The organism is Streptomyces cynarae (assembly GCF_025642135.1).
GTDB lineage: Bacteria > Actinomycetota > Actinomycetes > Streptomycetales > Streptomycetaceae > Streptomyces > Streptomyces cynarae.
This window is the reverse complement of the sequence record NZ_CP106793.1, coordinates 5,965,544-5,990,238: the sequence shown is the minus strand read 5'-3', so window position 1 is coordinate 5,990,238 and position 24,695 is coordinate 5,965,544. Positions and strand designations below refer to the sequence as shown.

At 71.2% G+C, this 24,695-nt stretch carries 23 protein-coding genes; 11 read left to right on the top strand and 12 right to left on the bottom strand.

The features are described 5' to 3' along the window. Nucleotides 1-16: 16 nt before the first annotated feature. The 4 genes from N8I84_RS27380 to N8I84_RS27365 all read right to left on the bottom strand — a co-directional run bounded on the left by N8I84_RS27380 (nt 17) and on the right by N8I84_RS27365 (nt 4,244). On the bottom strand, nt 17-1,339 hold the full coding sequence (locus tag N8I84_RS27380) for a hypothetical protein (RefSeq protein ID WP_263232144.1): 1,323 nt from the start codon (nt 1,337-1,339) through the stop codon (nt 17-19). Continuing rightward, the gene (locus tag N8I84_RS27375) at nt 1,329-1,865 is read right to left on the bottom strand and encodes a DUF6114 domain-containing protein (RefSeq protein ID WP_263232143.1); all 537 of its coding nucleotides are present in this window, start codon (nt 1,863-1,865) and stop codon (nt 1,329-1,331) included. The genes N8I84_RS27380 and N8I84_RS27375 overlap by 11 nt, the downstream gene beginning before the upstream one ends. Before the next feature lie 127 nt (nt 1,866-1,992). Continuing rightward, complete coding sequence (locus N8I84_RS27370; RefSeq protein WP_263232142.1) at nt 1,993-2,649, bottom strand: DUF6230 family protein; 657 nt, start codon at nt 2,647-2,649, stop codon at nt 1,993-1,995. 620 nt (nt 2,650-3,269) lie between these two features. Further along, nucleotides 3,270-4,244 (bottom strand): tetratricopeptide repeat protein, encoded by a 975-nt coding sequence (locus N8I84_RS27365; protein ID WP_263232141.1) that lies wholly within the window; start codon nt 4,242-4,244, stop codon nt 3,270-3,272. 277 nt (nt 4,245-4,521) lie between these two features. On the opposite strand from N8I84_RS27365, the gene N8I84_RS27360 reads away from it, so the two are divergent. After that, the gene (locus tag N8I84_RS27360; RefSeq protein WP_263232140.1) at nt 4,522-5,151 is read left to right on the top strand and encodes a TetR/AcrR family transcriptional regulator; all 630 of its coding nucleotides are present in this window, start codon (nt 4,522-4,524) and stop codon (nt 5,149-5,151) included. A gap of 828 nt (nt 5,152-5,979) precedes the next feature. Here N8I84_RS27360 and N8I84_RS27355 read toward each other — a convergent pair. From N8I84_RS27355 to N8I84_RS27345, 3 genes are all read right to left on the bottom strand, one after another. Further along, entirely contained in the window at nt 5,980-7,680 is a 1,701-nt protein-coding gene (locus N8I84_RS27355) for an acyl-CoA mutase large subunit family protein (protein WP_263232139.1), read from the bottom strand. A 75-nt stretch (nt 7,681-7,755) separates the two neighbouring features. Continuing rightward, nucleotides 7,756-8,094 (bottom strand): DUF3817 domain-containing protein, encoded by a 339-nt coding sequence (locus N8I84_RS27350; RefSeq protein ID WP_103838639.1) that lies wholly within the window; start codon nt 8,092-8,094, stop codon nt 7,756-7,758. 65 nt (nt 8,095-8,159) lie between these two features. Then, a complete protein-coding gene (locus N8I84_RS27345; RefSeq protein ID WP_263232138.1) occupies nt 8,160-8,669 on the bottom strand; it encodes a MarR family winged helix-turn-helix transcriptional regulator in 510 nt (169 codons plus the stop codon). A gap of 128 nt (nt 8,670-8,797) precedes the next feature. On the opposite strand from N8I84_RS27345, the gene N8I84_RS27340 reads away from it, so the two are divergent. Then, the gene (locus tag N8I84_RS27340; protein WP_263232137.1) at nt 8,798-9,229 is read left to right on the top strand and encodes an SRPBCC family protein; all 432 of its coding nucleotides are present in this window, start codon (nt 8,798-8,800) and stop codon (nt 9,227-9,229) included. Between the two features lie 93 nt (nt 9,230-9,322). Here the strand turns inward: N8I84_RS27340 and N8I84_RS27335 are convergent, their stop codons facing one another. Together N8I84_RS27335 and N8I84_RS27330 are read right to left on the bottom strand one after the other, a co-directional pair. After that, complete coding sequence (locus tag N8I84_RS27335; RefSeq protein WP_263232136.1) at nt 9,323-9,619, bottom strand: MTH1187 family thiamine-binding protein; 297 nt, start codon at nt 9,617-9,619, stop codon at nt 9,323-9,325. Further along, the gene (locus N8I84_RS27330; RefSeq protein ID WP_263232135.1) at nt 9,616-9,960 is read right to left on the bottom strand and encodes a DUF3817 domain-containing protein; all 345 of its coding nucleotides are present in this window, start codon (nt 9,958-9,960) and stop codon (nt 9,616-9,618) included. Before N8I84_RS27330 ends, N8I84_RS27335 begins: the two co-directional genes overlap by 4 nt. Nucleotides 9,961-10,204: 244 nt before the next feature. Here N8I84_RS27330 and N8I84_RS27325 point away from each other — a divergent pair, with 244 nt between their 5' ends. From N8I84_RS27325 to N8I84_RS27310, 4 genes are all read left to right on the top strand, one after another. Then, complete coding sequence (locus N8I84_RS27325) at nt 10,205-10,837, top strand: AIM24 family protein (RefSeq protein WP_263234903.1); 633 nt, start codon at nt 10,205-10,207, stop codon at nt 10,835-10,837. A 1-nt stretch (nt 10,838) separates the two neighbouring features. After that, the gene (locus N8I84_RS27320) at nt 10,839-11,489 is read left to right on the top strand and encodes an AIM24 family protein (protein WP_263232134.1); all 651 of its coding nucleotides are present in this window, start codon (nt 10,839-10,841) and stop codon (nt 11,487-11,489) included. Continuing rightward, nucleotides 11,486-12,280 (top strand): AIM24 family protein, encoded by a 795-nt coding sequence (locus N8I84_RS27315; protein WP_263232133.1) that lies wholly within the window; start codon nt 11,486-11,488, stop codon nt 12,278-12,280. Before N8I84_RS27320 ends, N8I84_RS27315 begins: the two co-directional genes overlap by 4 nt. Before the next feature lie 92 nt (nt 12,281-12,372). Further along, the gene (locus tag N8I84_RS27310; RefSeq protein ID WP_263232132.1) at nt 12,373-12,849 is read left to right on the top strand and encodes a MarR family winged helix-turn-helix transcriptional regulator; all 477 of its coding nucleotides are present in this window, start codon (nt 12,373-12,375) and stop codon (nt 12,847-12,849) included. Between the two features lie 33 nt (nt 12,850-12,882). Here N8I84_RS27310 and N8I84_RS27305 read toward each other — a convergent pair whose 3' ends face one another. The 3 genes from N8I84_RS27305 to N8I84_RS27295 all read right to left on the bottom strand — a co-directional run bounded on the left by N8I84_RS27305 (nt 12,883) and on the right by N8I84_RS27295 (nt 16,546). Beyond that, complete coding sequence (locus N8I84_RS27305; RefSeq protein WP_263232131.1) at nt 12,883-14,175, bottom strand: MFS transporter; 1,293 nt, start codon at nt 14,173-14,175, stop codon at nt 12,883-12,885. A 164-nt stretch (nt 14,176-14,339) separates the two neighbouring features. Next, nucleotides 14,340-15,296 carry a methylmalonyl Co-A mutase-associated GTPase MeaB gene (gene meaB / locus N8I84_RS27300; RefSeq protein ID WP_263234902.1) on the bottom strand — a complete coding sequence of 319 codons (957 nt, stop codon included), beginning with the start codon at nt 15,294-15,296 and terminating at the stop codon, nt 14,340-14,342. 47 nt (nt 15,297-15,343) lie between these two features. Continuing rightward, nucleotides 15,344-16,546: an acetyl-CoA C-acetyltransferase gene (locus tag N8I84_RS27295; protein ID WP_263232130.1), complete on the bottom strand. Its 1,203-nt coding sequence runs from the start codon at nt 16,544-16,546 to the stop codon at nt 15,344-15,346. 148 nt (nt 16,547-16,694) lie between these two features. Here N8I84_RS27295 and mce point away from each other — a divergent pair, with 148 nt between their 5' ends. The 5 genes from mce to N8I84_RS27270 all read left to right on the top strand — a co-directional run bounded on the left by mce (nt 16,695) and on the right by N8I84_RS27270 (nt 24,679). After that, nucleotides 16,695-17,135, top strand: coding sequence for a methylmalonyl-CoA epimerase (gene mce, locus N8I84_RS27290; RefSeq protein WP_263232129.1), 441 nt, complete (start codon nt 16,695-16,697; stop codon nt 17,133-17,135). 233 nt (nt 17,136-17,368) lie between these two features. Beyond that, on the top strand, nt 17,369-21,217 hold the full coding sequence (scy, locus tag N8I84_RS27285; protein ID WP_263232128.1) for a polarized growth protein Scy: 3,849 nt from the start codon (nt 17,369-17,371) through the stop codon (nt 21,215-21,217). A 181-nt stretch (nt 21,218-21,398) separates the two neighbouring features. Beyond that, entirely contained in the window at nt 21,399-22,334 is a 936-nt protein-coding gene (locus N8I84_RS27280; RefSeq protein ID WP_263232127.1) for a coiled-coil domain-containing protein, read from the top strand. A gap of 234 nt (nt 22,335-22,568) precedes the next feature. Then, nucleotides 22,569-23,813, top strand: coding sequence for an ABC transporter ATP-binding protein (locus N8I84_RS27275; RefSeq protein WP_263232126.1), 1,245 nt, complete (start codon nt 22,569-22,571; stop codon nt 23,811-23,813). Next, nucleotides 23,810-24,679, top strand: a complete 870-nt coding sequence (locus N8I84_RS27270) for an ABC transporter permease (protein WP_263232125.1) — start codon at nt 23,810-23,812, stop codon at nt 24,677-24,679. Before N8I84_RS27275 ends, N8I84_RS27270 begins: the two co-directional genes overlap by 4 nt. Nucleotides 24,680-24,695: the final 16 nt, after the last annotated feature.

Here is a 24,695-nt window from a genome sequence, read left to right as displayed (position 1 = left end):
GGGTCTTAAGAGGCGCTCAGTTCGCGCCGGTGACGTACTGACGCATACCCGGGATGGTCAGCGTTCCACCGAACTGGCCGGCCTGGGTCACCTTCACGTTGGTGAAGTAGATCAGCGGGATGTTGAGCGGCGGTGGGTTGTCCGGGCTGAACGTGACGGGGATCAGGCCGAGCAGGTTGCCGGAGATGCTCTCCGTGTACATCACCGTCTTGCCGCCGGTGATGGTGGACTTCGATCCCTTGGCGCCCTGGACGTGGTACGTCACACCGTTGGGGCCGTCGACCAGCTGGTGCAGGTCGCCGATCTCGGTGCCGTCGGAGATGACGTACTTCAGGACCCTCTTGATGGTGCCGTTCGCGGTGCGGACCTTGACGACGCCCTGGTAGTCGGCGCCCTTGAGCAGCAGCGAGCTGGCTTGCAGGTGCCACGGCTTGTCGGGCAGGGACAAGATCTTCTCGACGCCGCCCTCGTCATCGGTCGCCGCCGGGCAGTCCTCGGCAGATGTGCCGGAGCTCGGGGACGGGCTCGCGGCCGCGGACTCGGCCGCCTTCACGGTGTCGCCCGCCGCCTTGGTCGCCTCGGAGGCCGCCTTCGTCGCGCCCTTCACCGTGTCCTTGACCGTGCCGGTGACCTTCCCGGTCGTGTCCTTGACGGTGCCGGACAGGTCCTTCGGCGCGGCGGTGCCCTTCGTGGCGGACGCCGAGGCCGAGGGGGACGGCGTGGCCGAGGGGCTCGCGGACGAGCCGGAACCGGACCCGGAGCCGCCGGTGAAGACGCCCGTGATGGCGTCGCCGATCGTCTCCAGCAGGTTCCCGCCGCTCGCGGAGGCCGACGGGCTCGGCGTGGACGCACCGCCGCCGGAGGAGGTACCGGACGTGCTCTTCGACGGCGTGGGCACGGCCTTGTCGTCGGAACCTGAATCCGACGAAGAGGTCTTGCCCGACGTGGTGCCCGACGCCTTCCCCGAAGTCCCCTCCGGGGACGCCGAGGACGTCGGCTCCGGCGTGTCGGCGGACTTCGAGGGGCTCGCCGAAGCGGATGACGACGGCGAAGGCGAGGACGAGGCGTCCTTGGAGTTGTCCAGGGCCTCCACGCACTTCTGGTACTCGTCGACGGTCAGGTTCTTGGACGACGGCGTGTGGTCGGCGGCACGGGCGAGCGTCGGTGTGAGCCCCATCCCCATGAGGACCGCCGTCGGCATCGCCGCCAGGGCTATCGCCTTCCCGGCCGGCATGTGGAACCTGGTGAACAGCGGCTTCCTGGGGGCCGCGTGGCGCGGCCCGGTTCTCACACGGGACGCATCCGCGTCAGCCCCGTGAGTCACCTCGTCAGCCGGCACTGTGCCTCCCGTTCGCCCCGTTGGCCGGGCTCGTTCCTGACAGATCGTTCGGCAGACCCGCACCGTCCACGGCCCCGGGGGCGCCACCCTCGCCCATGCCGGCCTCCTGCGCCGCCTGCGGCTCGGGCGGCGGTCCCGGCGCCCACGCCACGGCCATCGCCCCGCCGATGAGGGCGAACAGGAAGCCGACGACGAAGCCGCCGAAGTTGGACACCGGGATGGACACCAGCGCCAGCAGGATCGCCGCGACGCCCGCGAAGACCCGTACGTGCTGCTGGAACCACAGCGTCAGGCCCAGGACGACCAGGAGCACGCCGATGATCAGTGACCCGGCTCCCGCAGTGGTCGCCATCGCCACCGTGAGCGCACCGATCTTTATGTGCGCGTACGGGAAATACATGATCGGGAAGCCGCCGAACAGGACGAAGAGGCCGGCCCAGAACGGACGGGCGCCCCGCCAGTCGCGGAAGCGCTGCCGGAAGACGCGGAGATGGTGCTCGTTCTGCGCGGGCGACTCGGCGTTCATCGAATAGCTCCCTGGAGCGGTGTTGCTGTGGTGAGGGGAGGTGCTGCGGTGGGTGGTGGGGCGGGGACGAGGGCAGAGAGACGACGGGCGGGGGAGACCGGTGGCTCCCTCGCCCGTCACCGACTGCCTAGTAGCACTCGATTCCCTCGCCGCTGCCCCACTGCAGTCCCATGTGCAGGTTGGCGAGCTTGAAGGTGCCGGCGGTGGTCGCCCACGCCGTCTGCTTCACATCGGTCAGCACGGCCTTGTCGGCCTGCTGGGCGAACCCGTAGGGGCTCGTCTTCTGCTGCTGGATCTCGTCGGCCTTGGGCTTCGGGCCCTTGGTGACGCTCCCGGCCGCGACGCCGATGTCGATGTTGCTGAACTCGGCCTGAGTCGAGTCGAGGTCGGCGACGTCGATGAAGAGCTGCTCCGCCTCGACGTCCTTGCCCTTGTCACCCGCGGTCAGCTTGAAGGTGACGTTCTTGTTCAGGAACGGGATCGGGGTGACCACGGACTGGCACATCTTGGTGATGGTGGCGTGGTTGAACGCCGAGACCGCCACCGGGTGTGCCTGGTCCTTGCCGTCGAGGCCCTTGCCGGTGTCGAGCGCGCCGTACTGGGTGAAGCCGGTGCCGACCAACTGGCCGGCGGTCACCTTGAAATCCTGCCCCGACACGCTGAACGACGCGGCGAGAGCGCCCTGCGCGAGGGCGACACCTATTGCTGCTGTCGCGGCGACGCTGGGCACCATGACCACAGCGAACCGCTTCCATCTGGTCCCGCCACGCACCTGGGACTCCATATTTCCTCCTTCTCGGACGTACATCTCCTGATCCCGGCTCGCTGCCGGTCGGCGGCTTGGCCGGGCAGGGATGGGAGAAGTGCTACGTCCTCGGGAAGGAGAGCGCCCGCGCTCGGAGGCGCGAACCGCGCCCCAATCACCGGCGATCACCCCCGAGCGACAACCACTGGTCGCGCCTGACACACATCACGCACAACCTCCGGACAGGCTCCGCCGCGGCGGAGACCCCCCTGTCCAAGAGCCGACGCCACTGCCGCCGGCTCCTGCCCGGTGGGGACCCACGAAAAGCCGTTGCCCCGGCTGGGTGTCGGGTACGGCGATGGACCGAGCGTGGCCGATCGTGGTGCATTCTCGCCGCCCCCGCAAGGGGGTTCGTTACTCACTAGTAACGGCCGGATAACCACCCGACGACCGCCCGGCATCGCCCGGCAACTCTTCGTGGCACAAAGGGAGATGGCGAAACGGTTGAAGAGCGGACAGAACCCCACAGAACAACGGGCCCGTCTTACTCGCAGTAACAGCGGCCGCGATTACCAAGATTTGGTAAAGCGCGGCCGCCGTCAACCTCTGTCGGCAAATCTTTCACCCGGGCATCACAACCCCGGGCGTTTAGCGACTGGTCAGAACAAGGCCCTCGCGAGCGCCCTCCGCGCCGCCGTCACGCGCGGGTCGTCGGCGCCCACCACCTCGAAGAGTTCCAGCAGCCGCAGCCGTGCGGCGTCCCGGTCGTCCCCCGCCGTTCGCCGCACCGTCTCGATGAGCCGCCCGAACGCGTCATCCACGTGTCCGCCCACCAGATCCAGGTCGGCCGCGGCGATCTGTGCCGCCACGTCACCGGGCTTCTCCGCGGCCTCCTTGCGTACCTGCTGCGGGTCGGCCCCCTGCACCCGCTGCAGCAACTCGGCCTGGGCGAGGCCCAGTTTGGCCTCCGTGTTGCCCGGGTCGTCGCTCAGCACGTTCTTGTACGCCTGGATCGCACCGCCCAAGTCGCCCGCGTCCAGCGCCTCGACGGCCGCTTCGAGCAAGGCGTCGTAAGGGCCCGCCGGGGTCTGAGGGGCCGGCTGGGCGCCGCCCGGCTCGGCGTCGGGGTCGACGGTCAGACCGGTCAGACCGAAGCGCTGCTCGGCGACCTGGACGAGCTGGTCGAGGGTCGCGCGGATCTGCTGTTCGGGGGCGGCGCCCTGGAAGAGGGGCAGCGCCTGCCCGGCGACGACGGCGAAGACGGCCGGGATCCCCTGGATGCCGAACTGCTGCATCAGCATCTGGTTGGCGTCGACGTCGATCTTGGCGAGCACGAACCGGCCGTTGTACTCGACGGCCAGCCGCTCCAGGACCGGGCTCAGCTGCTTGCAGGGCTGGCACCACTCGGCCCAGAAGTCGATGACGACGGGCACCTCGGTGGACCGCTGCAGGACGTCGTACTCGAACCCCGCCTCGTCGACGTCGATGACGAGGTCGGCCGGGGAGACCGCCCCTCCCCCGCCCTGCCGGGCCGCTTCGGCGCGCGCCTGCTCCGCCTTCGCCTTCGCCTCCTGGGCTGCCTTCACCGCGGCGAGGTCGACGACTCCGCTCATGGACATGTTCCGTGGCTGCATGAGTACATCCTCCCCCTTCCGTACGCCGCTGTGAAAAGCATGGTCAAAGCCGTGCCCGGGACTGCGCCCGGCGGGTCGTGCTCGGTGGCCGGGTCCCCACCCGGCGCCAGTGGTCGTCGCTCGCGAACACGGCACGCACGGTGCGCGTACGCTTTCGCTACGAGTCGTAGCGTAACTGTCTCCGGGCGTGGCTGTGGCCAGTCCGCCGGTGATCTCCCTCACCACTTCACACGACGGACAGATATCGCCATTGCCTGGGCCGGATATGGTCACTGACATGCAGAGCAGCCCGTCCGCAGGCCGTCCGGGGCGCCCCCGCAGCGCCGCCGCGGACGCCGCGATTTTGGCGGCGACGCGCGAGGCGCTGGTCGAGCTGGGCTGGTCGAAGCTCACGCTGGGAGACGTGGCGACACGGGCGGGGGTGGCGAAGACGACCCTCTACCGCCGCTGGGCGGGCAAGAACGAACTCGTGGTCGACGCGGTGGCCGAACTCTTCGACGAGCTGGAGCTGCCGGACCGGGGCAGCCTGGCCGCGGACATCGAGGGCGTGGTGCTGCAGTTCGCGGCGATCCTGGACCGCCCGGACGCCAAGAGCGGCCTGATGGCGGTGGTGGCGGAGTCCACCCGGGACGACGCCCTGCGCGAACGGATCCGCGCCTCCATCGTCGACCGCCAAAAACGCCTGGTCCTGGCGGGCCGCGCCCGCGCGACGGCCCGCGGCGAGCTGCCTCCCGAGACCGACCCGGAGGGGGCGGCCCGCACGGCCGACCTGATCTTCGACATGGTGGCAGGCGCGGTGGTCCACCGCACCCTGGTGAGCGCCCGCCCGGCGGACGAGGAGTGGGTGCGGGGTCTCACCCGGGTCCTGTTGCTCGGGCTGACTGCGGCAAGCCCGCCCGCCGATTGAGCGCGAGGCCGTTCAGACGACCGACATCGAAGGACTGGGAGCGCACCCCACCCGGGACCGAGCGGCGCAGCCCCCGGCAGGGGCAAGGGGGCCGGGGGCAGCCCCCGGCAACAGGTCAGCGGGCGCGACCCCCGGCAAGAGGCCGACAGGCGCAGCCCCCGCAAGCAGCCCACAGGCGCAGCTCCGGCAAGGGGCCGGCGGGCACAGCCCCCGCAACGGGACGACAGGCGCAGCCCGCCGCAACGGGACGACAGGCGCAGCCCCCGCAAGAGGCCGACAGGCGCAGCCCCCCGCAAGCAGGCCCGGCGCAGCCCGCCGCAACGGGACAACAGGCGCCCCCCCCCGCAAGAGGCCGACAGGCGCAGCCCCCGCAACGGGACGACAGGCGCAGCCCGCCGCAACGGGACAACAGGCGCCCCCCGCAAGAGGCCGACAGGCGCAGCCCCCCGCAAGCAGCCCACAGGCGCAGCTCCGGCAAGGGGCGGCGGGCGCAGCCCCCGCAAGCAGCCCACAGGCGCAGCTCCGGCAAGGGGCCGGCGGGCACAGCCCCCGCAACGGGACGACAGGCGCAGCCCGCCGCAAGAGGCCGACGGGCACAGCCCCCGGCAACGGGCCAGCGGGCGTAGCCCCGGCAACAGGCCGACGGGCGCAGCCCCCGGCAACGGGCCGACGGGCGCAGCCCCCGCAACGGGCCGACGGGCCGACGGGCCCGCGCAGCCCCCGGCAAGGGGTCTGGGGGCGGAGCCCCGGGAGGGGCCGGGGGCTGCGCCCCCAGGGGCGGGAAGGGCGGGGGCGGAAGCAAGCAGGGGCACCCCCACCCGGCCGCACTCAGAACCCGGCCGGCTCCGTGTACACCCCCCACTCGTCCCGCAACGCGTCACAGATCTCGCCCAGCGTCGCCTCGGCCCGAACCGCATCCAACATCGGCTCGATCATGTTGGCGCCGGACCGCGCAGCGGCCAGCATCCCGTCCAGAGCCGCACGCACCGCCACGTCGTCCCGAGCGGAGCGCCGGGCGCCCAGCACCCGCACCTGCTCCCGCTCCACCTCGTGGCTGACCCGCAGGATCTCCAGGTCCCCGGTGACCGACCCGGTGTGGACGTTCACGCCCACCACCTTCTTGTCGCCCTTCTCCAGCGCCTGCTGGTACCGGAACGCGGACTCCGCGATCTCCCCGGTGAACCACCCGTCCTCGATGCCCCGCAGGATCCCGGACGTCATCGGCCCGATCGGGTGCTGCCCGTCGGGGTGGGCCCTGAGGCCCCGCTCCTTGATCTGCTCGAAGATCTTCTCCGCGTCCGCCTCGATCCGGTCCGTCAGCTGCTCCACGTACCAAGAACCGCCCAGCGGATCGGCCACGTTGGCGACCCCGGTCTCCTCCATCAGCACCTGCTGGGTCCGCAGCGCGATCTCCGCCGCCTGCTCGGACGGCAGCGCGAGCGTCTCGTCCAGGGCGTTGGTGTGCAGGGAGTTGGTGCCGCCCAGCACCGCCGCCAGCGCCTCCACCGCCGTACGCACCACGTTGTTGTACGGCTGCTGCGCGGTCAGCGAGACCCCGGCCGTCTGCGTGTGGAAGCGCAGCCACTGCGCCTTCTCGCTCGTCGCCCCGTACACGTCCCGCATCCAGCGCGCCCAGATGCGCCGCGCCGCGCGGAACTTGGCGATCTCCTCGAAGAAATCGACGTGCGCGTCGAAGAAGAAGGACAGGCCCGGCGCGAACACGTTCACATCGAGCCCGCGGCTGAGCCCCAGCTCCACGTACCCGAACCCGTCGGCGAGCGTGTACGCCAGCTCCTGCGCGGCCGTCGCGCCCGCCTCCCGGATGTGGTAGCCGGAGACGGACAGCGGCTTGTAGGCGGGGATGCGGGACGCGCAGTACTCCATCAGGTCGCCGATGAGGCGCAGATGCGGCTCGGGCTGGAAGAGCCACTCCTTCTGGGCGATGTACTCCTTGAAGATGTCGGTCTGGAGCGTGCCGTTGAGCACGGAGGGGTCCACGCCCTGGCGCTCGGCGGCGACCAGGTACATGCAGAAGACGGGGACCGCCGGTCCGCTGATCGTCATCGAGGTGGTGACGTCACCGAGGGGGATGTCCTTGAACAGGACCTCCATGTCCGCGGCCGAGTCGATCGCGACACCGCAGTGCCCGACCTCGCCGAGCGAACGCGGGTCGTCGGAGTCGCGGCCCATGAGGGTCGGCATGTCGAAGGCGACGCTCAGGCCTCCGCCGCCGGCGTCCAGGATCATCTTGTAGCGCTCGTTCGTCTGCTCGGCGTTGCCGAACCCGGCGAACTGGCGGATGGTCCAGGTCCGCCCCCGGTAGCCGGTCGGGTACAGGCCGCGGGTGAAGGGGTACTCACCGGGCCAGCCGATCCGCTCGAAACCCTCGTACGTGTCTGAGGGCCGGGGCCCGTACACAGGCTCCACGGGATCGCCGGAGAGCGTCGTGAAATCGGCCTCGCGCTTGCGTGAGGCGTCGTACCGGGCCTGCCAGCGTCGGCGGCCCTCCTCGATGGCGTCAGCGTCCATACCCTCGAATTTACTAGGACGTCCAAGTAAATGTCGACGGCAGACCGCCGCACGGCCTCCGTACGGCGGTCTCCGCTACGCCTTGGCGACCGCGGGAGCGTCCTCCGCGATCTTCGACTCGAGCTCGTGGGTGACCTTGCGCTCCACGAAGAAGGCGGCCGTCGGGATCGTCCCCGCGAGCAGGACCCACAGCTGCTTGCCGACCGGCCACTTCGCCTTCGAGCCCAGGTCGAAGGCGAAGACCAGGTAGATGACGTACAGCCAGCCGTGGGCGATGCCGATGACGCGGGTGAAGTCGGCCGCGCCGTTCACGTCGAGGATGTACTTGGCGATGACACCGAGGGTCAGCAGGACCAGCAGCACACCGGTGACGTAGGCCATCACGCGGTAGCGGGTCAGCACGCTCTTTTTCATGGCTCCGAGCGTAACGGCCGGTTTGCGTCGATCTTCCGGCACCCCCGGCGCCGCACGACCGCCGCTCAGCCCTCCTTGAAGTCCCCCGCGGCGATGCGCAGCGGACGCAGCATCGCGAAGATCTCGGCGCACTCCTCCGCGTCGTAGCAGCCGAGCCCGAAGTCCATCGCCATCAGGTCCCGGGTGGCCGCGTCGCAGACCTCGCGGCCCTTGTCGGTGATGGAGGCGAGGGTGCCGCGGCCGTCGTTGGGGTTGGGCCGCTTGGCGACCAGGCCGGACCTGACCAGGCGGTCCACGGTGTTGGTGACCGACGTGGGGTGCACCATGAGCCGCTCGCCGATCTTGGACATGGGCAGCTCGCCCGCCTTGGAGAAGGTGAGCAGTACCAGCGCCTCGTAGCGCGCGAAGGTCAGTCCGTACGGTTTCACCACCGCGTCGACCTCGGCCAGCAGGATCTGCTGCGCCCGCATGATCGAGGTGATCGCGGCCATGGACGGCACGTTTCCCCACCGCTGCTTCCAGTGCTCGTCGGCGCGGGAGATGGGGTCGAAGGACAGACTGAGGGGCTTCGGCACGCCATCGACCTTACCGGCCGGTCACATGCTGGTCAGCCCCGTCTCGCTTTTCGGTCCACGGGCTGTTGCCGGGCGCACACTGGAAGCAGAAGGCAGGAGGGGGGACGAACCGAACGCGGAGGTCAGCCATGAGCACCCTCGAAGAGCACGTGGATGTGGGAGTTCCGATCGACACGGCCTGGGAGAGCCTGCACCGGGTGGAGAACTATCCGCGCTTCGTGGACGGACTGCGGGACGCCCGTACGGAGGCGGGCGGCCGGGCGCATCTGGGCGTCGAGGCGGGCGGCCGGGCCCGGGAGATCGAGGCGGAGGTCTCCGACCGCGGCGGGGAACGCGTGATGGAGTGGCGCACCACGGGCGAACCGGAGCTGAAGGGCTCCTTCTCTCTGCAGTCGATCGACAGGGACCACACCCGGGTGCAGGCGCGGCTCGCGTACGACCCGGGTGCGGTCAGGGAGACGTTCGGCGGCCCGAGGGGCTTCGCCCAGGCGAGCGCCATCGAACGGCTGGTGCGCAGCGATCTGGAGCACTTCAAGGAGTACGTGGAGCAGGGGAGCTGAGCGAGGGCCCCTGGGCACGGTCCGCCGGGCGGGCGTGAAAAAACCCCGGCCCCGGGGCCGGGGTCGCGCCTTCCGTCGCCGGGCGGCGGCGCCTCACTCGCCGGCCAGGTGCCGCTCCACCGTCTCCACCTTGGAGGTGAGGCCGTCCGTCACGCCCGGACGGATGTCCGCCTTGAGGACCAGGGAGACACGCGGCGCCCGCTCCTCGACCACCGAGACGGCACGCTTCACCACGTCCATGACCTCGTCCCACTCCCCCTCGATCGAGGTGAACATGGCGTCGGTGCGGTTCGGCAGACCGGATTCCCGTACGACCCGGACGGCGTCGGCGACGTACTCCCCCACGTCCTCGCCGACCCCCAGCGGCGTCACTGAGAAGGCGACGATCACGCGTTCACGATCCCTTCCTTGCGGGCGCGGGCCGCGATGACGGCGTCCTCGGCCTCGCGGCGCAGCTTGCGCTCGGCGAAGAAGCCGCCGGTCGGCAGCACCGAGAGGACGAAGTAGACGGCGGCGGTCTTCAACGGCCACTTGGTGCGGTTCCAGGCGTCCGCCCAGAAGATCACGTACAGGATGAACAGGACGCCGTGGATCGAGCCCATCACGGGCACGGCGTTGAAATCGGTGGTGCGCTTCAGTACCGAGCAGACGAGCAGCAGCAGGAAGGAGACGGCCTCGGGGGCCGAGACCAGTCGGAGCCGGCGGAGGGCGGTGGCGGTCTTTATGTCCACGGGTCACCTTCGGTGGGAGGTTCGTCCGGAAGGGGCGGGCGCTTTGTGAACGCACGCACAAGCGCCCGCCCATTGTGACATCCGGGACGCGGCGGGCCGGGCACGGGGGTACGGGGTGTCGGCCACACGCCGACTCGTCCCTATACCCGACCGCCGGACACCCCTAGGGGTGGGCTCAGGGTGCGGATCCACCTTCGGGCTCTGTCCGCTCCACCCACCGGGCCGTTACCTTCGCTCCGTGGCGATGTTCCGACTCCAAGGCAGCAAGGTGCTGGCCGTCGACATGACCGGGGACGGCGTGAAGGCGAAGAACGGCTCCATGGTCGCGTACGACGGCCAGATGACCTTCAAGAAGCTCACCGGCGGCGGCGAGGGGATCCGCGGGATGGTGACCCGACGGCTCACCGGCGAGCAGATGACCGTGATGGAGGTGAGGGGGCACGGGACGTGCTGGTTCGCGGACCGGGCCTCCGAGATCAACCTCGTCAGCCTCCAGGGGGACAAGCTGTTCGTCGAGTCCAGCAACCTCCTCGCGACGGACGCCGGCCTGCGCACGGGCACGACGTTCACCGGCCTGCGCGGCGCCTCGCAGGGCAACGGCCTGTTCACGACGACGGTCGAGGGCCACGGCCAAGCGGCGATCATGTCGGACGGCCCGGCGGTGGTGCTGCGGGTCAGCGCGCAGTACCCGCTGACCGTCGACCCGGGCGCGTACGTGGCGCACCAGGGGAACCTGCGGCAGTCGTTCCAGTCGGGCGTGACCTTCCGCACATTCCTCGGCGAGGGCGGCGGCGAGGCCTTCCAGATCCGCTTCGAGGGGGACGGACTGGTGTACGTGCAGCCCAGCGAGCGCAACACGATCGCGGGGGACCTCTGACATGGCCTTCCGTGAAGTGAACTCCAAGATGATCGAGGCGACGGTGATCCCCGGGCAGCGGCTGTTCAGCCAGCGCGGCGCGATGCTCGCCTACAAGGGCGACGTCTCCTTCACCCCCAACATCCAGGGCGGCCAGGGCGGGATCATGTCGATGATCGGCCGTCGCATCGCGAACGAGGCGACGCCGCTGATGACGGTCGAGGGCAGCGGCACGGTGCTGTTCGGGCACGGCGGCCACCACGTCCAGGTGATCAACCTGACCGGCGACATGCTGTACGTCGAGGCGGACCGGCTGCTCGCCTTCGAGGGCACCCTCCAGCAGGGCACGATGTTCATGGGCTCCCAGGGCGGTGTCATGGGGCTGGTGCGGGGCCAGGTCACCGGCCAGGGCCTGTTCACGACCACCCTGACGGGGCACGGTGCGGTCGCCGTCATGGCGCACGGCGGCGTCTTCGAGGTGCCGATCACCCCGCAGCGCCCGGTCCACGTCGACCCCCAGGCGTATGTCGCGCACCACGGCGACGTGCGGAACAAGCTGTCCACCGCGCTCGGCTGGCGCGACATGGTGGGCCGCGGCTCCGGCGAGGCGTTCCAGCTGGAGCTGAGCGGCAGTGGTGTGGTGTACGTGCAGGCGTCGGAGGAGAAGCTGTGACCACCTACCCGGGCGCGGGGCCCGTCGTGTACGACCCGATGACGCTGCCGGCCGACGACAACGTCGACAAGTACACCTTCTGCGTGGAGCTCAAGGGGAGCCAGTGGTTCCTGCAGAAGGGCAAGATGATCGCCTACTACGGCTCGATGGAGTTCAACGGCATCGGGCACGGCCGTCTGGACCGTCTCGTCCGTACGTCGTTCCATTCGCCACTGCACGCGAGCGACTGGGTGGTGGCGGACGGCTCGGGCAAGATGCTGCTCGCCGACCGGGCCTTCGACGTGAATTCGTACGACCTCGAGGACGGCAATCTGACCATTCGCTCGGGCAACCTGCTCGCTTTTCAGCCAAGTCTGTCGCTGAAGCAGTCGATCATTCCGGGCTTCCTCACGCTCATCGGAACCGGGAAGTTCGTGGCCGCGTCCAACGGTCCGGTGGTGTTCATGGAACCCCCGATCCGGGTGGACCCGCAGGCGCTGGTCGGCTGGGCCGACTGCCCGTCGCCGTGCCACCACTACGACCACGGGTACCTCGCGGGCGTATGGGGCGGTCTACGTGCGATGACGGGGCTCGGCGGGGCCTCCGGGGAGGAGCACCAGTTCGAGTTCGTCGGGGCGGGCACGGTGCTCCTGCAGTCCTCGGAGACGTTGATGGCCGAGCAGGACACCGGGGTGGTTCCGCAGGAGCCGGGCGTACCCGGCGGGGGCGGGGTACCGGGCCACCAGGGGCAGCCGGGGACACCGCGTCTTCCCGGACAGCTGGGGGACCTCCAGCGTCGCTTCGGGCTGTGAGCGGTAGTCTGCGGAGTGTGACGTCGAACGCGTGCGCACAGTCACACCACCCTCACTAGTTCGCCTTTCAACCTTTTAGGTAGACTTCATACATGGAGACCGAGACGGCCACGCGCTGGCTGACGGATGCGGAACAGTGCGCCTGGCGCACCCACCTGGAGGTCAACAAGCTGCTGACCTACCAGCTGGAAAGGGATCTGCAGCCGTTCGGCCTGACGATGAACGACTACGAGATCCTGGTGAACCTCTCGGAGTCGGAGGGCCTGCGAATGCGGATGAGCGACCTAGCCGCCGCCACCCTCCAGTCCAAGAGCCGCCTCTCGCACCAGATCACCCGTATGGAGAACGCGGACCTGGTACGCCGGGAGAACTGCGAGTCCGACCGCCGGGGTCTGTACGCGGTCCTGACGGACCACGGCTTGGAGACGATGAAGAAGGTCGCGCCACACCACGTGGCGTCCGTGCGGCGCCACTTCATCGACCTGCTGCCCCCGGACGACCTGGAACACCTCCACAAGTCCCTGCGCCCCATCGCAGAACATCTGCGGAGCCAGCGGGGCAAGCCGTAGCGCTCCGCCGCGCGGGGCCGCAGGGGGCGCGCGTCAGCGCTCACCTGCGGGCCCGTTGTGGCTGGTCGCGCCCCTGCGGCGGAGCCGCGTGATGCCACGCCCCGCGCCCCTCCGGGCGCGGGGATGGCCACCCGCGGCCAAGCCCGCAGCAGCCACTGTGACCGCCCCCGGCACCGCGAAGCACCACCCCAGCGGCAGATGCCCCAGCAACGCCCCTACCGCTGCGGAGCCCGCCGAGATGCCGCCGTTCACGGCCATGTTCACCCAGGCGCCCGCCTGGGTGCGGAAGTCCGCGGGGGACGACTCGTCCGCGAGCAGGTACGACGTCGTCAGGGCCGGGGCGATGAACAGGCCCGCGCAGATCACCGTCGCCGTGAGGACGCCGAGGCCCGGTGCGAGCCCCGCCGCCGCCACCGCCAGCCCCAGAGCCGCGCCCAGCAGCGGCAGGCGCACCCGAGCGCTCCCCCGCCACTCGACAGCCCCGTTCAGCAGCCCGCCGGCCGCGCTGCCCGCGGACAGTGCCGCGAGCACCCAGGCCACCACGTCGTCGCCATACCCTCGCTGCTCGGCGAACGCCATAACCAGGAGGTCCAGCGCGCCGACGGCCAGTCCGGCGCCCGCGGCCACGAGCACCGGCTGCGCCAGTCCCCGCACACCCCGCAGCTGCCCGCGCATCAGGCGCGCCGGAGTCCCCGCGGGCGGCCGCACACGCGCCACCCCCGGGGAGGCGACGAAGGCGATCGTCCCGGCCGTCACCAACAGCGCGCTCAGCACCACTCCGGCCACCGGTGGTGCATACCGGACCGTCATGCCGACCAGCAGCGGGCCCGCGACGAACGTCAGCTCCTCGACCACGGCATCGAGTCCGTACGCCCGCTGCACCAGCCGGCGGTCGTCGAAGAGGGCGCTCCACACGGCTCGCACGGTGGGCCCGAGCGGAGGCGGAAAGACCCCGGCGGCGGCGCCCAGGGCGCCCAGCAGCAGCGCCGGGGCGCCGGGCCGCCGGCTGACCACCGCGAGCAGGCACAGGACGCAGGCGTAGAGCAGGGCCGTCGTCAGGAGCGCCCGCCGGGGCCCGTAGCGGTCGACGAACGCCGCCCTCAGCGGTGACAGCAGGACCGTCGTGGCCCCGAACAGCGCCAGGACCGTCCCGGCCACGGCGTACGACCCGCTGGCCCGGGTCACGGCGAGCATCACGGAGAGGGGAGCCGTCCCGTACGACAGCCGCGCGACCAGGGAGGCGGCGAGGATACGGCGGACGTGCGGGGCACGGAGAACGGCTGCGTAGGAGGGCCGCACGGAAGCAGCGGAAGGAGGCGTGGACACGCGGAAAGTTCCTCGGCTCGAGGCGATGAAGGGACGCCGGAGTGCCGCGACGACCACAGCCACTGCTGCTCGTCGGTCGCGGTCCTGGGCGGGCCCTAGGCCAAGAGGCGGAACATGCCGATCAACGTATCAACGCACCCGCGTGCGGACCACGCACTTTTCCGTCAGCCCTGCGTCAGCCCCGCCACCAGTTCGTCCGCCGCCCGGTACGGGTCCAGCTCCCCCGACACGATCCGCTCCGCCAGCGCGCTCAGGCGGCGGTCGCCGTGGAGGTCTCCGATGCGTTCGCGCAGTGCCGTCACCGCGATCGTCTCGACCTCGTGGGCCGCGCGGGCCAGGCGGCGTTCCGCCAGGACTCCGCGCTCCTCCATCCACGCCCGGTGCTTCTCCAGCGCCTCCACGACCTCGTCGACGCCCTCGGCACGGGCCGCGACCGTCTTCACGATCGGCGGGCGCCAGTCGCCGGGAGCCCGCGACTCGCCCAGGCCCAGCATGTGGTTCAGCTCACGCGCGGTGGCGTCCGCGCCGTCCCGGTCGGCCTTGTTGACGACGTACACGTCACCGATCTCGAGGATGCCCGCCTTCGCCGCCTGGATGCCGTCGCCCATGCCGGGAGCCAGCAGGACGACCGAGGTGTCCGCCTGGGAGGCGATCTCGACCTCCGACTGGCCGACGCCGACCGTCTCCACCAGGATCACGTCGCAGCCCGCCGCGTCCAGGACGCGGATCGCCTGCGGGGCCGCCCACGCCAGACCGCCCAGGTGGCCGCGCGTGGCCATCGAGCGGATGTAGACGCCGGGGTCTGAGGCGTGCTCCGACATCCGCACCCGGTCGCCGAGCAGGGCGCCGCCCGAGAAGGGCGACGACGGGTCGACGGCGAGCACGCCGACCCGCTTGCCCTGCTTGCGGTACGCGGTCACGAGCGCCGAGGTGGACGTGGACTTGCCGACGCCCGGCGATCCCGTGAGGCCCACCACATATGCGTTGCCCGTCAGCGGGGCCAGCGCCGCCATGACCTCCCTGAGCTGCGGGGACGCCCCCTCCACCAGGGAGATCAACCGGGCCACGGCCCGCGGCCGGCCTTCCCTGGCCTGGGCCACCAGCGAGGAGACGTCCTGCATCACAGCTCCGTTCACGTGTTCACGCAAAGAGGTCGGTTCAAGGGTGCTCAGGCCTTGGGTACCCGCACGATCAGCGCGTCACCCTGGCCGCCGCCCCCGCACAGCGCCGCCGCACCCACGCCGCCGCCGCGCCGCTTCAGCTCCAGTGCGAGGTGCAGGACGAGCCGGGCGCCGGACATCCCGATCGGGTGACCCAGGGCAATGGCGCCGCCATTGACATTCACCTTTTCGATGGAAACCCCAAGGTCCTTCATTGACTGCACGGCGACCGCCGCGAAGGCCTCGTTGATCTCGATCAGGTCGAGGTCGGCGACCTCCAGGCCCTCCTTCTTCAGGGCGTGCTGGATCGCGTTGGACGGCTGCGACTGCAGGGAGTTGTCCGGCCCCGCCACGTTGCCGTGGGCGCCGATCTCCGCGATCCAGTCCAGGCCCAGCTCCTGCGCCTTGGCCTTGCTCATCACGACCACGGCCGCCGCACCGTCCGAGATCTGCGAGGAGGAACCGGCCGTGATCGTGCCGTCCTTGCTGAACGCCGGCCGCAGCTTGCCCAGCGACTCCACCGTCGTGTCGCCGCGGATGCCCTCGTCCTTCGCGAAGAGGACCGGCTCGCCCTTGCGCTGCGGGATCTCCACCGGGGTGATCTCCGCCTCGAAGACGCCGTTCTTCTGTGCGGCGGCGGCCCGCTGGTGGGAGAGGGCGGCGATCCCGTCCTGCTCCGGGCGGCCGATGCCGAGGCGGGTGTTGTGCTTCTCGGTGGACTCGCCCATGGCGATGCCCTCGAAGGAGTCGGTCAGCCCGTCGTACGCCATCGCGTCCAGCATCTGGACCGCGCCGTACTTGAAGCCCTCCCGGGACTTCGGCAGCAGGTGGGGGGCGTTGGTCATGGACTCCTGGCCGCCCGCGACGATCACGTCGAACTCACCCGCACGGATCAACTGGTCCGCGAGCGCGATCGCGTCGAGACCCGACAGACACACCTTGTTGATCGTCAGAGCCGGGACGCTCATCGGGATGCCCGCCTTGACCGCGGCCTGACGTGCCGGGATCTGCCCGGCCCCGGCCTGCAGCACCTGGCCCATGATGACGTACTGCACCTGGTCGCCACCGATCCCCGCACGGTCGAGGGCGGCCTTGATCGCGAAGCCGCCGAGGTCGGCTCCGGAGAAGGACTTCAGCGAGCCGAGCAGCCGCCCCATCGGGGTGCGGGCACCCGCGACGATGACGCTGGTCGTGCTGTTCGTTCCAGACATGAGCTGCGATCCCCTTCCGGCCTGCACAGCCGAGGAGTGAACGAGGGTTTACTTCGAATGTACTGAGCGGTAGGGCAAACCGTCACCGGGCTGTCAGTGTGATCGCGCGCACGTTGCGTAACCACACGAGGAGCGCTGCACTGAATCCATGCTGACGCGAATCGACCACATCGGAATCGCCTGTTTCGACCTCGAGAAGACCGTCGAGTTCTACACCTCGACGTACGGCTTCTCCGTGTTCCACACCGAGGTCAACGAGGAACAGGGTGTCCGCGAGGCCATGCTGAAGATCAACAACACGGACGACGGCGGCGCCTCCTACCTGCAGCTGCTGGAACCCATCCGCGAGGACTCCACCGTCGCCAAGTGGCTCGCGAAGAACGGCGAGGGCGTGCACCACATCGCCTTCGGCACGGCGGACGTGGACGGCGACTCCACCGACATCAGGGACAAGGGCGTGCGGGTGCTGTACGACGAGCCGCGGCGCGGCTCCATGGGCTCGCGGATCACCTTCCTGCACCCCAAGGACTGCCACGGCGTTCTCACAGAACTGGTCACATCGGCGGCCGTTGAGACACCTGAGCACTGACTCCCGTACATAGGGGCCGGTAGGGTTGGGGGCGGTCGCCGCTCCACCAGGGCGACCGGGTCCCGCCGTGACACCGGCGGGACGTGCCGGGGTCCGGGTTTCGGGGGACGAGCGCCGGGGCAGCAGCCCATGCTCCGCCGTTGATCTGACACCATTCCCCGGGGGCCCCGTTCGGCGGATGGACGGAGCTCGTTTGGAGAGACTTGCGACCAGGGGACGGATGGGACCGCGCAGTGCGGGGCTACGAACGCCAGGAGCGAGAGCCGGCGGCTGACGTCGACCACCTCTCTCGGTTCGAGGCCGAGATGGAGCGGCTGAAGACCGAGCGGGAAAAGGCGATCCAGCACGCCGAGGACCTCGGCTACCAGGTCGAGGTGCTGCGCGCCAAGCTGCACGAGGCGCGCCGCACTCTCATGTCCCGTCCCGCGTACGACGGGGCCGACATCGGCTACCAGGCCGAGCAGATGCTGCGCACCGCCCAGATGCAGGCGGACCAGCTGCGGGCGGAGGCCGAGCGCGAGCTCAGCCAGGCCCGTGCGCAGACCCAGCGCATCCTCCAGGAGCACGCCGAGCAGGCCGCCCGCCTCCAGGCGGAGCTGCACGCGGAGGCGGTCGCCCGCCGCCAGCAGCTCGACCAGGAGCTGGCCGAGCGCCGGGCGACCGTCGAGTCGCACGTCAACGAGAACGTGGCCTGGGCGGAGCAGCTGCGCGCCCGCTCCGAGGCCCAGGCCCGCCGCCTTGTCGAGGAGTCCCGCGCCGAGGCCGAGCAGGCCCTCGCCGCCGCCCGCGCCGAGGCCGAGCGGCTGGTCACCGAGGCCCGGCAGCGGCTGCAGAGCGACGCCGAGTCCGCCCGTGCGGAGGCCGACCAGATCCTGCGCCGCGCCCGCGCGGACGCCGAACGGCTGCTGAACGCCGCCTCCACCCAGGCCCAGGAGGCCACCGACCACGCCGAGCAGCTGCGCTCCAGCTCCGCCACCGAGTCCGAGGCCGCCCGTCGGCAGGCGTCCGAGCTGAGCCGGGCCGCCGAGCAGCGGATGGCCGAGGCGGAGGCCGCGCTGCGCGAGGCCCGCGCCCAGGCCGACAAGGTCGTCACGGAGGCGAAGGAGGCCGCCGCCAAGGCCCTTTCGACCGCCGAGACGGAGGGCGAGCAGCGCACCCGTACCGCCAAGGAGCAGGTCGCCCGGCTGGTCAGCGAGGCCACCAAGGAGGCCGAGGCCACGAAGGCCGAGGCCGAGCAGGTCGTCGCGGACGCGCGCGCCGAGGCCGAGAAGATCGTCGCGGAGGCCGCCGAGAAGGCCCGCACGATCACGGCCGAGGAGACCGCCTCCCAGCTCGGCAAGGCGGCCCGTACGGCCGAGGAGGTCCTCAACAAGGCGTCTCAGGACGCCGCGGCGACCACCAAGGCCGCCGCCGAGGAGGCCGACCGGATCCGCAAGGAGGCCGAGGCCGAGGCGGACCGGCTGCGCGCCGAGGCGCACGACATCGCCGAGCAGCTCAAGGGCGCCGCCAAGGACGACACCAAGGAGTACCGCGCCAAGACGGTCGAGCTCCAGGAGGAGGCCCGCCGGCTGCGCGGCGAGGCCGAGCACTTGCGCGCCGAGGCGGTCGCCGAGGGCGAGAAGATCCGCGCCGAGGCGCGCCGAGAGGCCGTCCAGCAGATCGAGGAGGCGGCCAAGACCGCCGAGGAGCTGCTCGCCAAGGCGAAGGCCGACGCGGACGAGCTGCGCACCACCGCCACCGCCGACAGCGAGAAGGTCCGCACCGAGGCCATCGAGCGCGCCACGATGCTGCGCCGCCAGGCGGAGGAGGCCCTGGAGCGCACCCGCAAGGAGGCCGAGACCCAGCGCGCCGAGGCCGTCGAGCTGGCGGACGCGATCAAGGAGGAGGCCGAGAAGGTCGCCCGCGCCCTGCGCGAGGAGAGCGAGCGGGCCGTGGAGGCGCGCCGCGCGGAGGCCGCCGAGGAGCTGGCCCGCCTGCAGTCGGAGGCCGAGCAGCGGCTCGCCTCGGCCGAGCAGGCCCTCTCCGACGCCCGTGCGGAGGCGGAGCGGATCCGCCGGGAGGCCGCAGAGGAGACCGACCGGCTGCGCACGGAGTCCTCCGAGCGCATTCGTACGCTGCAGGCACAGGCCGAGGCCGAGGCCGAGCGGCTGCGCACGGAGGCCGCCTCGGACGCGTCGGCCTCACGCGCGGAGGGCGAGGCCATCGCCGTCCGACTGCGCTCGGAGGCCGCGGCCGAGGCCGAGCGGCTGAAGTCGGAGGCGCAGGACACCGCCGACCGGGTTCGCGCGGAGGCGCAGGCCGCGGCCGAGCGGCTGAGCACGGAGGCCTCGGAGACACTGGCCGCCGCCCAGGAGGAGGCCGCCCGGCGCCGCCGGGAGGCCGAGGAACTCCTCGGCGCCGCCCGCCAGGAGGCCGACCAGGAGCGTGAGCGCGCCCGGGAGCAGAGCGAGGAGCTGCTCGCGGTGGCGCGCGCCCGGGTCGAGGAGGCCCAGGCCGAGGCCGTACGGCTGGTGGAGGAGGCCGATCGGCGCGCCACGGAGATGGTGTCGGCGGCCGAACAGCACGCCCAGCAGGTGCGGGACTCCGTGGCCGGGCTGCAGGAGCAGGCGCAGGAGGAGATCACCGGCCTGCGCTCGGCCGCCGAGCACGCGGCGGAGCGTACGCGCACCGAGGCGCAGGAGGAGGCCGACCGGGTCCGCTCCGACGCCTACGCGGAGCGCGAGCGGGCCACCGAGGACGCGAACCGCATCCGGCGGCAGGCCACCGAGGAGTCGGAGGCCGCCAAGTCGCTGGCGGAGCGGACGGTTTCGGAGGCGATCGCCGAGGCGGAGCAGCTCCGTACGGACGCCGCCGAGCACGCGCAGCGCGTGCGGACCGAGGCGTCGGACGCTCTCGCCGAGGCCGACCAGGCGGCGGCACGCACCCGTGCGGAGGCGCGCGAGGACGCCAACCGGATCCGGTCGGACGCGGCCACGCAGGCGGACACCCTCATCACCGAGGCGCGCGCGGAGGCCGAGCGGCTCACCACGGAGACCGCCGCCGAGACCGAGCGGGTGCGCGCGGAGTCCGTGGCCAAGGCGGAGAAGCTGCTGTCGGACGCCACCGACGAGGCGGAGCGGCTGCGCGCCGAGGCCGCCGAGACGGTCGGATCCGCGCAGGCGCACGCCGAGCGGATCCGCACCGAGTCCGAGCGGGTCAAGGCGGATGCTGAGGCGGAGGCCGAGCGGATCACGACGGCGGCCCGCGAGGAGGCCGAGCGCACCCTGGACGAGGCCCGCAAGGACGCCAACAAGCGGCGTTCCGAGGCGGCCGAGCAGGTGGACAAGCTCATCACGGAGACCGCCGCCGAGGCCGACAAGCTCCTCACGGAGGCCCAGCAGACGGCCCGCAAGACGACCGCGGACGCCGAGGCGCAGGCCGACACGATGGTGGGTGCCGCCCGCACGGAGGCCGACCGCCTGGTCGCCGAGGCGACGGTCGAGGGCAACACCCTGGTGGAGCGGGCCCGGGCGGACGCGGACGAACTGCTCGTCGGTGCGCGCCGGGACGCCGCTCAGATCCGGGAGCGCGCTCAGGAGCTGCGCGAGCGCATCACCGCCGAGATCGAGGAGCTGCACGAGCGGGCGCGGCGCGAGTCGGCCGAGACGATGAAGTCGGCGGGCGAGCGCTGCGACGCACTCGTCAAGGCCGCCGAGGAGCAGCTGGAGAAGGCCAAGGCGCAGGCGAAGGAGCTGCTGTCGGAGGCCAACTCCGAGGCGGGCAAGGTCCGTATCGCCGCCGTCAAGAAGGCCGAGGGGCTGCTCAAGGAGGCCGAGCAGAAGAAGGCCACGCTGGTCGCCGAGGCCGAGCAGATCAAGGCCGAGGCGATCCGCGAGGCCCGCAAGGCCGTCGAGGAGGGCAAGCGGGAGCTGGAGATCCTGGTGCGCCGGCGGGAGGACATCAACGCGGAGATCTCCCGTGTCCAGGACGTCCTGGAGGCGCTCGAGTCCTTCGAGGCGCCGTCCGTCGGCAAGGACTCGGGTGTCAAGGCGGGCGCCACCGTGGGTGCACCTCGTTCGGGTGGCAAGGCGTCAGAAGGCTAGCCAGAAGCGCCGTTCTATGCTTGCCGGGAGGCTTCGTGCAGCTCCTGGCAAGCCCCCCGACAGCTCAGCCACCCAAAAGGAGTGTCATTCTCCAGATCAAACACGCATCCGCTCGATGACACGCCGCTTTGCGCCCTAGGATTCCCCTATCACCTCACCGGTCTCATTCGACAGGAACCCCATGAGCGACACTTCCCCCTACGGCTTCGAGCTTGTGCGGCGTGGGTACGACCGCGCTCAGGTGGACGAACGGATCTCCAAGCTCGTCTCCGACCGTGACAGCGCTCTCGCCCGCATCACCGCCCTGGAGAAGCGCATCGAGGAGCTCCACCTCGAGACGCAGAACGCCCAGGCCGCCGTCAGCGACGCGGAGCCGTCCTACGCGGGTCTCGGCGCGCGCGTCGAGAAGATCCTCCGCCTCGCCGAGGAAGAGGCCAAGGACCTGCGCGAGGAGGCCCGCCGCGCCGCCGAGCAGCACCGCGAACTCGCGGAGTCGGCCGCCCAGCAGGTGCGCAACGACGCGGAGTCGTTCGCCGCGGACCGCAAGGCGAAGGCCGAGGACGAGGGCCTCCGGATCGTCGAGAAGGCCAAGAGCGACGCCTCTCAGCTGCGTGCCGAGGCCCAGAAGGACGCCCAGTCCAAGCGCGAGGAGGCGGACGCCCTCTTCGAGGAGACCCGCGCCAAGGCCGCCCAGGCCGCCGCCGACTTCGAGACGAACCTCGCCAAGCGGCGTGAGCAGTCCGAGCGCGACCTGGCCTCCCGTCAGGCCAAGGCGGAGAAGCGCCTGGCGGAGATCGAGCACCGTGCCGAGCAGCTTCGTCTGGAGGCGGAGAAGCTGCGCACGGACGCCGACCGCCGCGCCCGCCAGACGGTGGAGACGGCCCAGCGCCAGGCCGAGGACATCGTCGCGGACGCGAACGCCAAGGCCGACCGCATCCGTTCGGAATCCGAGCGCGAGCTGGCGGCGCTGACGAACCGTCGCGACTCCATCAACGCCCAGCTCACCAACGTCCGCGAGATGCTGGCGACGCTCACGGGCGCCGCGGTCGCCGCGACCGGCACGCCGGCCGAGGACGAGCCGATCTCGCGCGGGGTCCCGGCGCAGCAGTCCCGGTAACACCGGGCCGTACGGCGTCTGAACATCCGCGAAGCCCTCCGTCACTCCAGTGGCGGGGGGCTTCGCGCCGTCTCGGGATGGCCGCAGACCGTGTTCGGGGGTGGAAGACGCGCGACGCCCGACCGCAGGTGGTTTTACCTGCCCTTGAGCGGAACCGTCAGCGCCCCGATATCCTCCTAACCCTTACGGGGGGCGTGCGCCCCGCTGTGCTGAACCTTGCGATGGGTGCGGAGCATGATCGAGGCAGTCGGCCTGACCAAGCGCTACGGCGACAAGACCGCTGTGTACAACCTCTCCTTCCAGGTGCGGCCGGGATCCGTCACCGGCTTCCTCGGGCCGAACGGCTCGGGCAAGTCGACGACCATGCGGATGATCCTCGGCCTGGACAATCCGACCTCGGGGACGGTGACGATCGGCGGCTACCCCTACCGGAAGCTGCCCAACGCGCCCCGCCAGGTCGGCGCCCTGCTCGACGCCAAGGCCGTGCACGGCGGCCGGGCCGCCCGCAACCATCTGCTGTCCCTCGCCCAGCTCTCGGGCATCCCGGCCCGCCGCGTGGACGAGGTGCTGGCCGTCGTCGGCCTTCAGGAGGTGGCCGGGAAGCGGTCCAAGGGCTTCTCGCTCGGCATGGGGCAGCGGCTCGGCATCGCCGCCGCGCTGCTCGGCGACCCTCAGGTGCTGCTGTTCGACGAACCGGTCAACGGCCTCGACCCCGAGGGCATCCTGTGGGTCCGCAACCTGATGAAGTCCCTCGCGGCGGAGGGCCGTACGGTCTTCGTCTCCTCGCACCTGATGAGCGAGATGGCGCTCACCGCCGACCATCTGATCGTGATCGGGCGCGGGCAGTTGCTCGCCGACATGAGCGTGAAGGACTTCATCTCCGCCAACTCCGCCGACTTCGCCCGCGTCCGCACCCCCGACACCGAGCCACAGCAGCGGGAGAAGCTGACGGCCGCACTCACCGAGGCGGGCGGGCACGTGCTGCCCGAGCAGGACGGCGCGCTGCGGGTCACCGGGCTGCCGCTGCCCCGCATCAGCGACATCGCGCACGACACCGACGTACGCCTGTGGGAACTGTCGCCGCACCAGGCCTCGCTCGAGGAGGCGTACATGCGGATGACGCAGGGAGCCGTCGACTACCGCTCGAGCATCGACCAGAAGGCGGGCCTGATGCAGCCGCTGCCGCCCGGTGTCCAGCCGCCGGTCCCGGTGCCGGGGCAGGGTCAGCCGGGCTGGTACGCCCCACCGCCGCCGCAGCAGCAGGGCGGACAGCCGTTCTCCATGCCGGCGCAGCCCGGGCAGCCGCCCACGGGTCCGTACACCGCCCCGCCCGCACCGTCCGCCGGGCAGCAGCCGAACCCCTACACGCAGCCGGGGCCCCAGGACCAGGCGCCGGTCCCCGCCGCCCCGCCCGCGCAGGCGCCCGCCGCCGACGCCACCGCCGCTGCCGACCCGACCAAGTCCGAGGACGCCCGATGAGCACGCCCCAGCCCCCCATGCCGCAGGCCGCGCCCACCTGGCAGACGGCGCCCGGTTCCGTGTACCCGACCTACACCTCGCCGATCCCCGTGGTGCGCACCCACCTCGGACACGCCATCGCCTCGGAGTGGACGAAGATCAGGTCGGTGCGCTCCACGATGTGGACGCTGGGTGTCTTCCTGGTCCTCATGATCGGCATCGGGACGCTGTTCGCCGCCATCGCCGCCGCGTCGGATGCCCGCCTCGAGGGCAACTCACCGCTCGGCCTCGGGATCGGCGGAGTCCTGACCGGCAGCATCTGCATCATCACGCTCGGCGTGCTGACCACCGCCTCCGAGTACGGCACCGGGATGATCCGGACGACCATGACCGCGTGCCCGAGCCGGACCAGGGTGCTGCTGGCGAAGGCGATCGTCTTCTTCGCCGTGGCCTTCGTGATCACGACGGTGTCCGCGCTGCTCGTCGGCATCCTCCAGACCGCCATGCTGAAGAGCTACGGGCTGGCCCAGCCCACCGGCATGGAGTGGCTGAAGGGGACGGTCGGCATCGGCCTGTACGTGGCGCTGCTCGGCCTGCTGTCGCTGTTCGTGGGCTCCGTCATCCGGCACTCGGCGGGTGCCATCACCATCATGATCGGCCTGGTGCTCGCCCCGCTCGTCATCGCGATGTTCCTGTTCTCGGAGTCGATGCAGGGCCTGCAGAGGTTCCTGCTGGAGTACTCGATCCCGAGCCAGCTCAGCACCCTGTACGGGGAGTCCCTCGGCGGCTCCGGCGCCACGGGCTGGGAGCCGGTGTGGATCGTCCTCGGCCTCGCGGCCCTCGCCTTCGCCGGCGCCTGGCTGCTGCTGGAACGGCGGGACGTGTAGACCCCGGGCCCGGGGC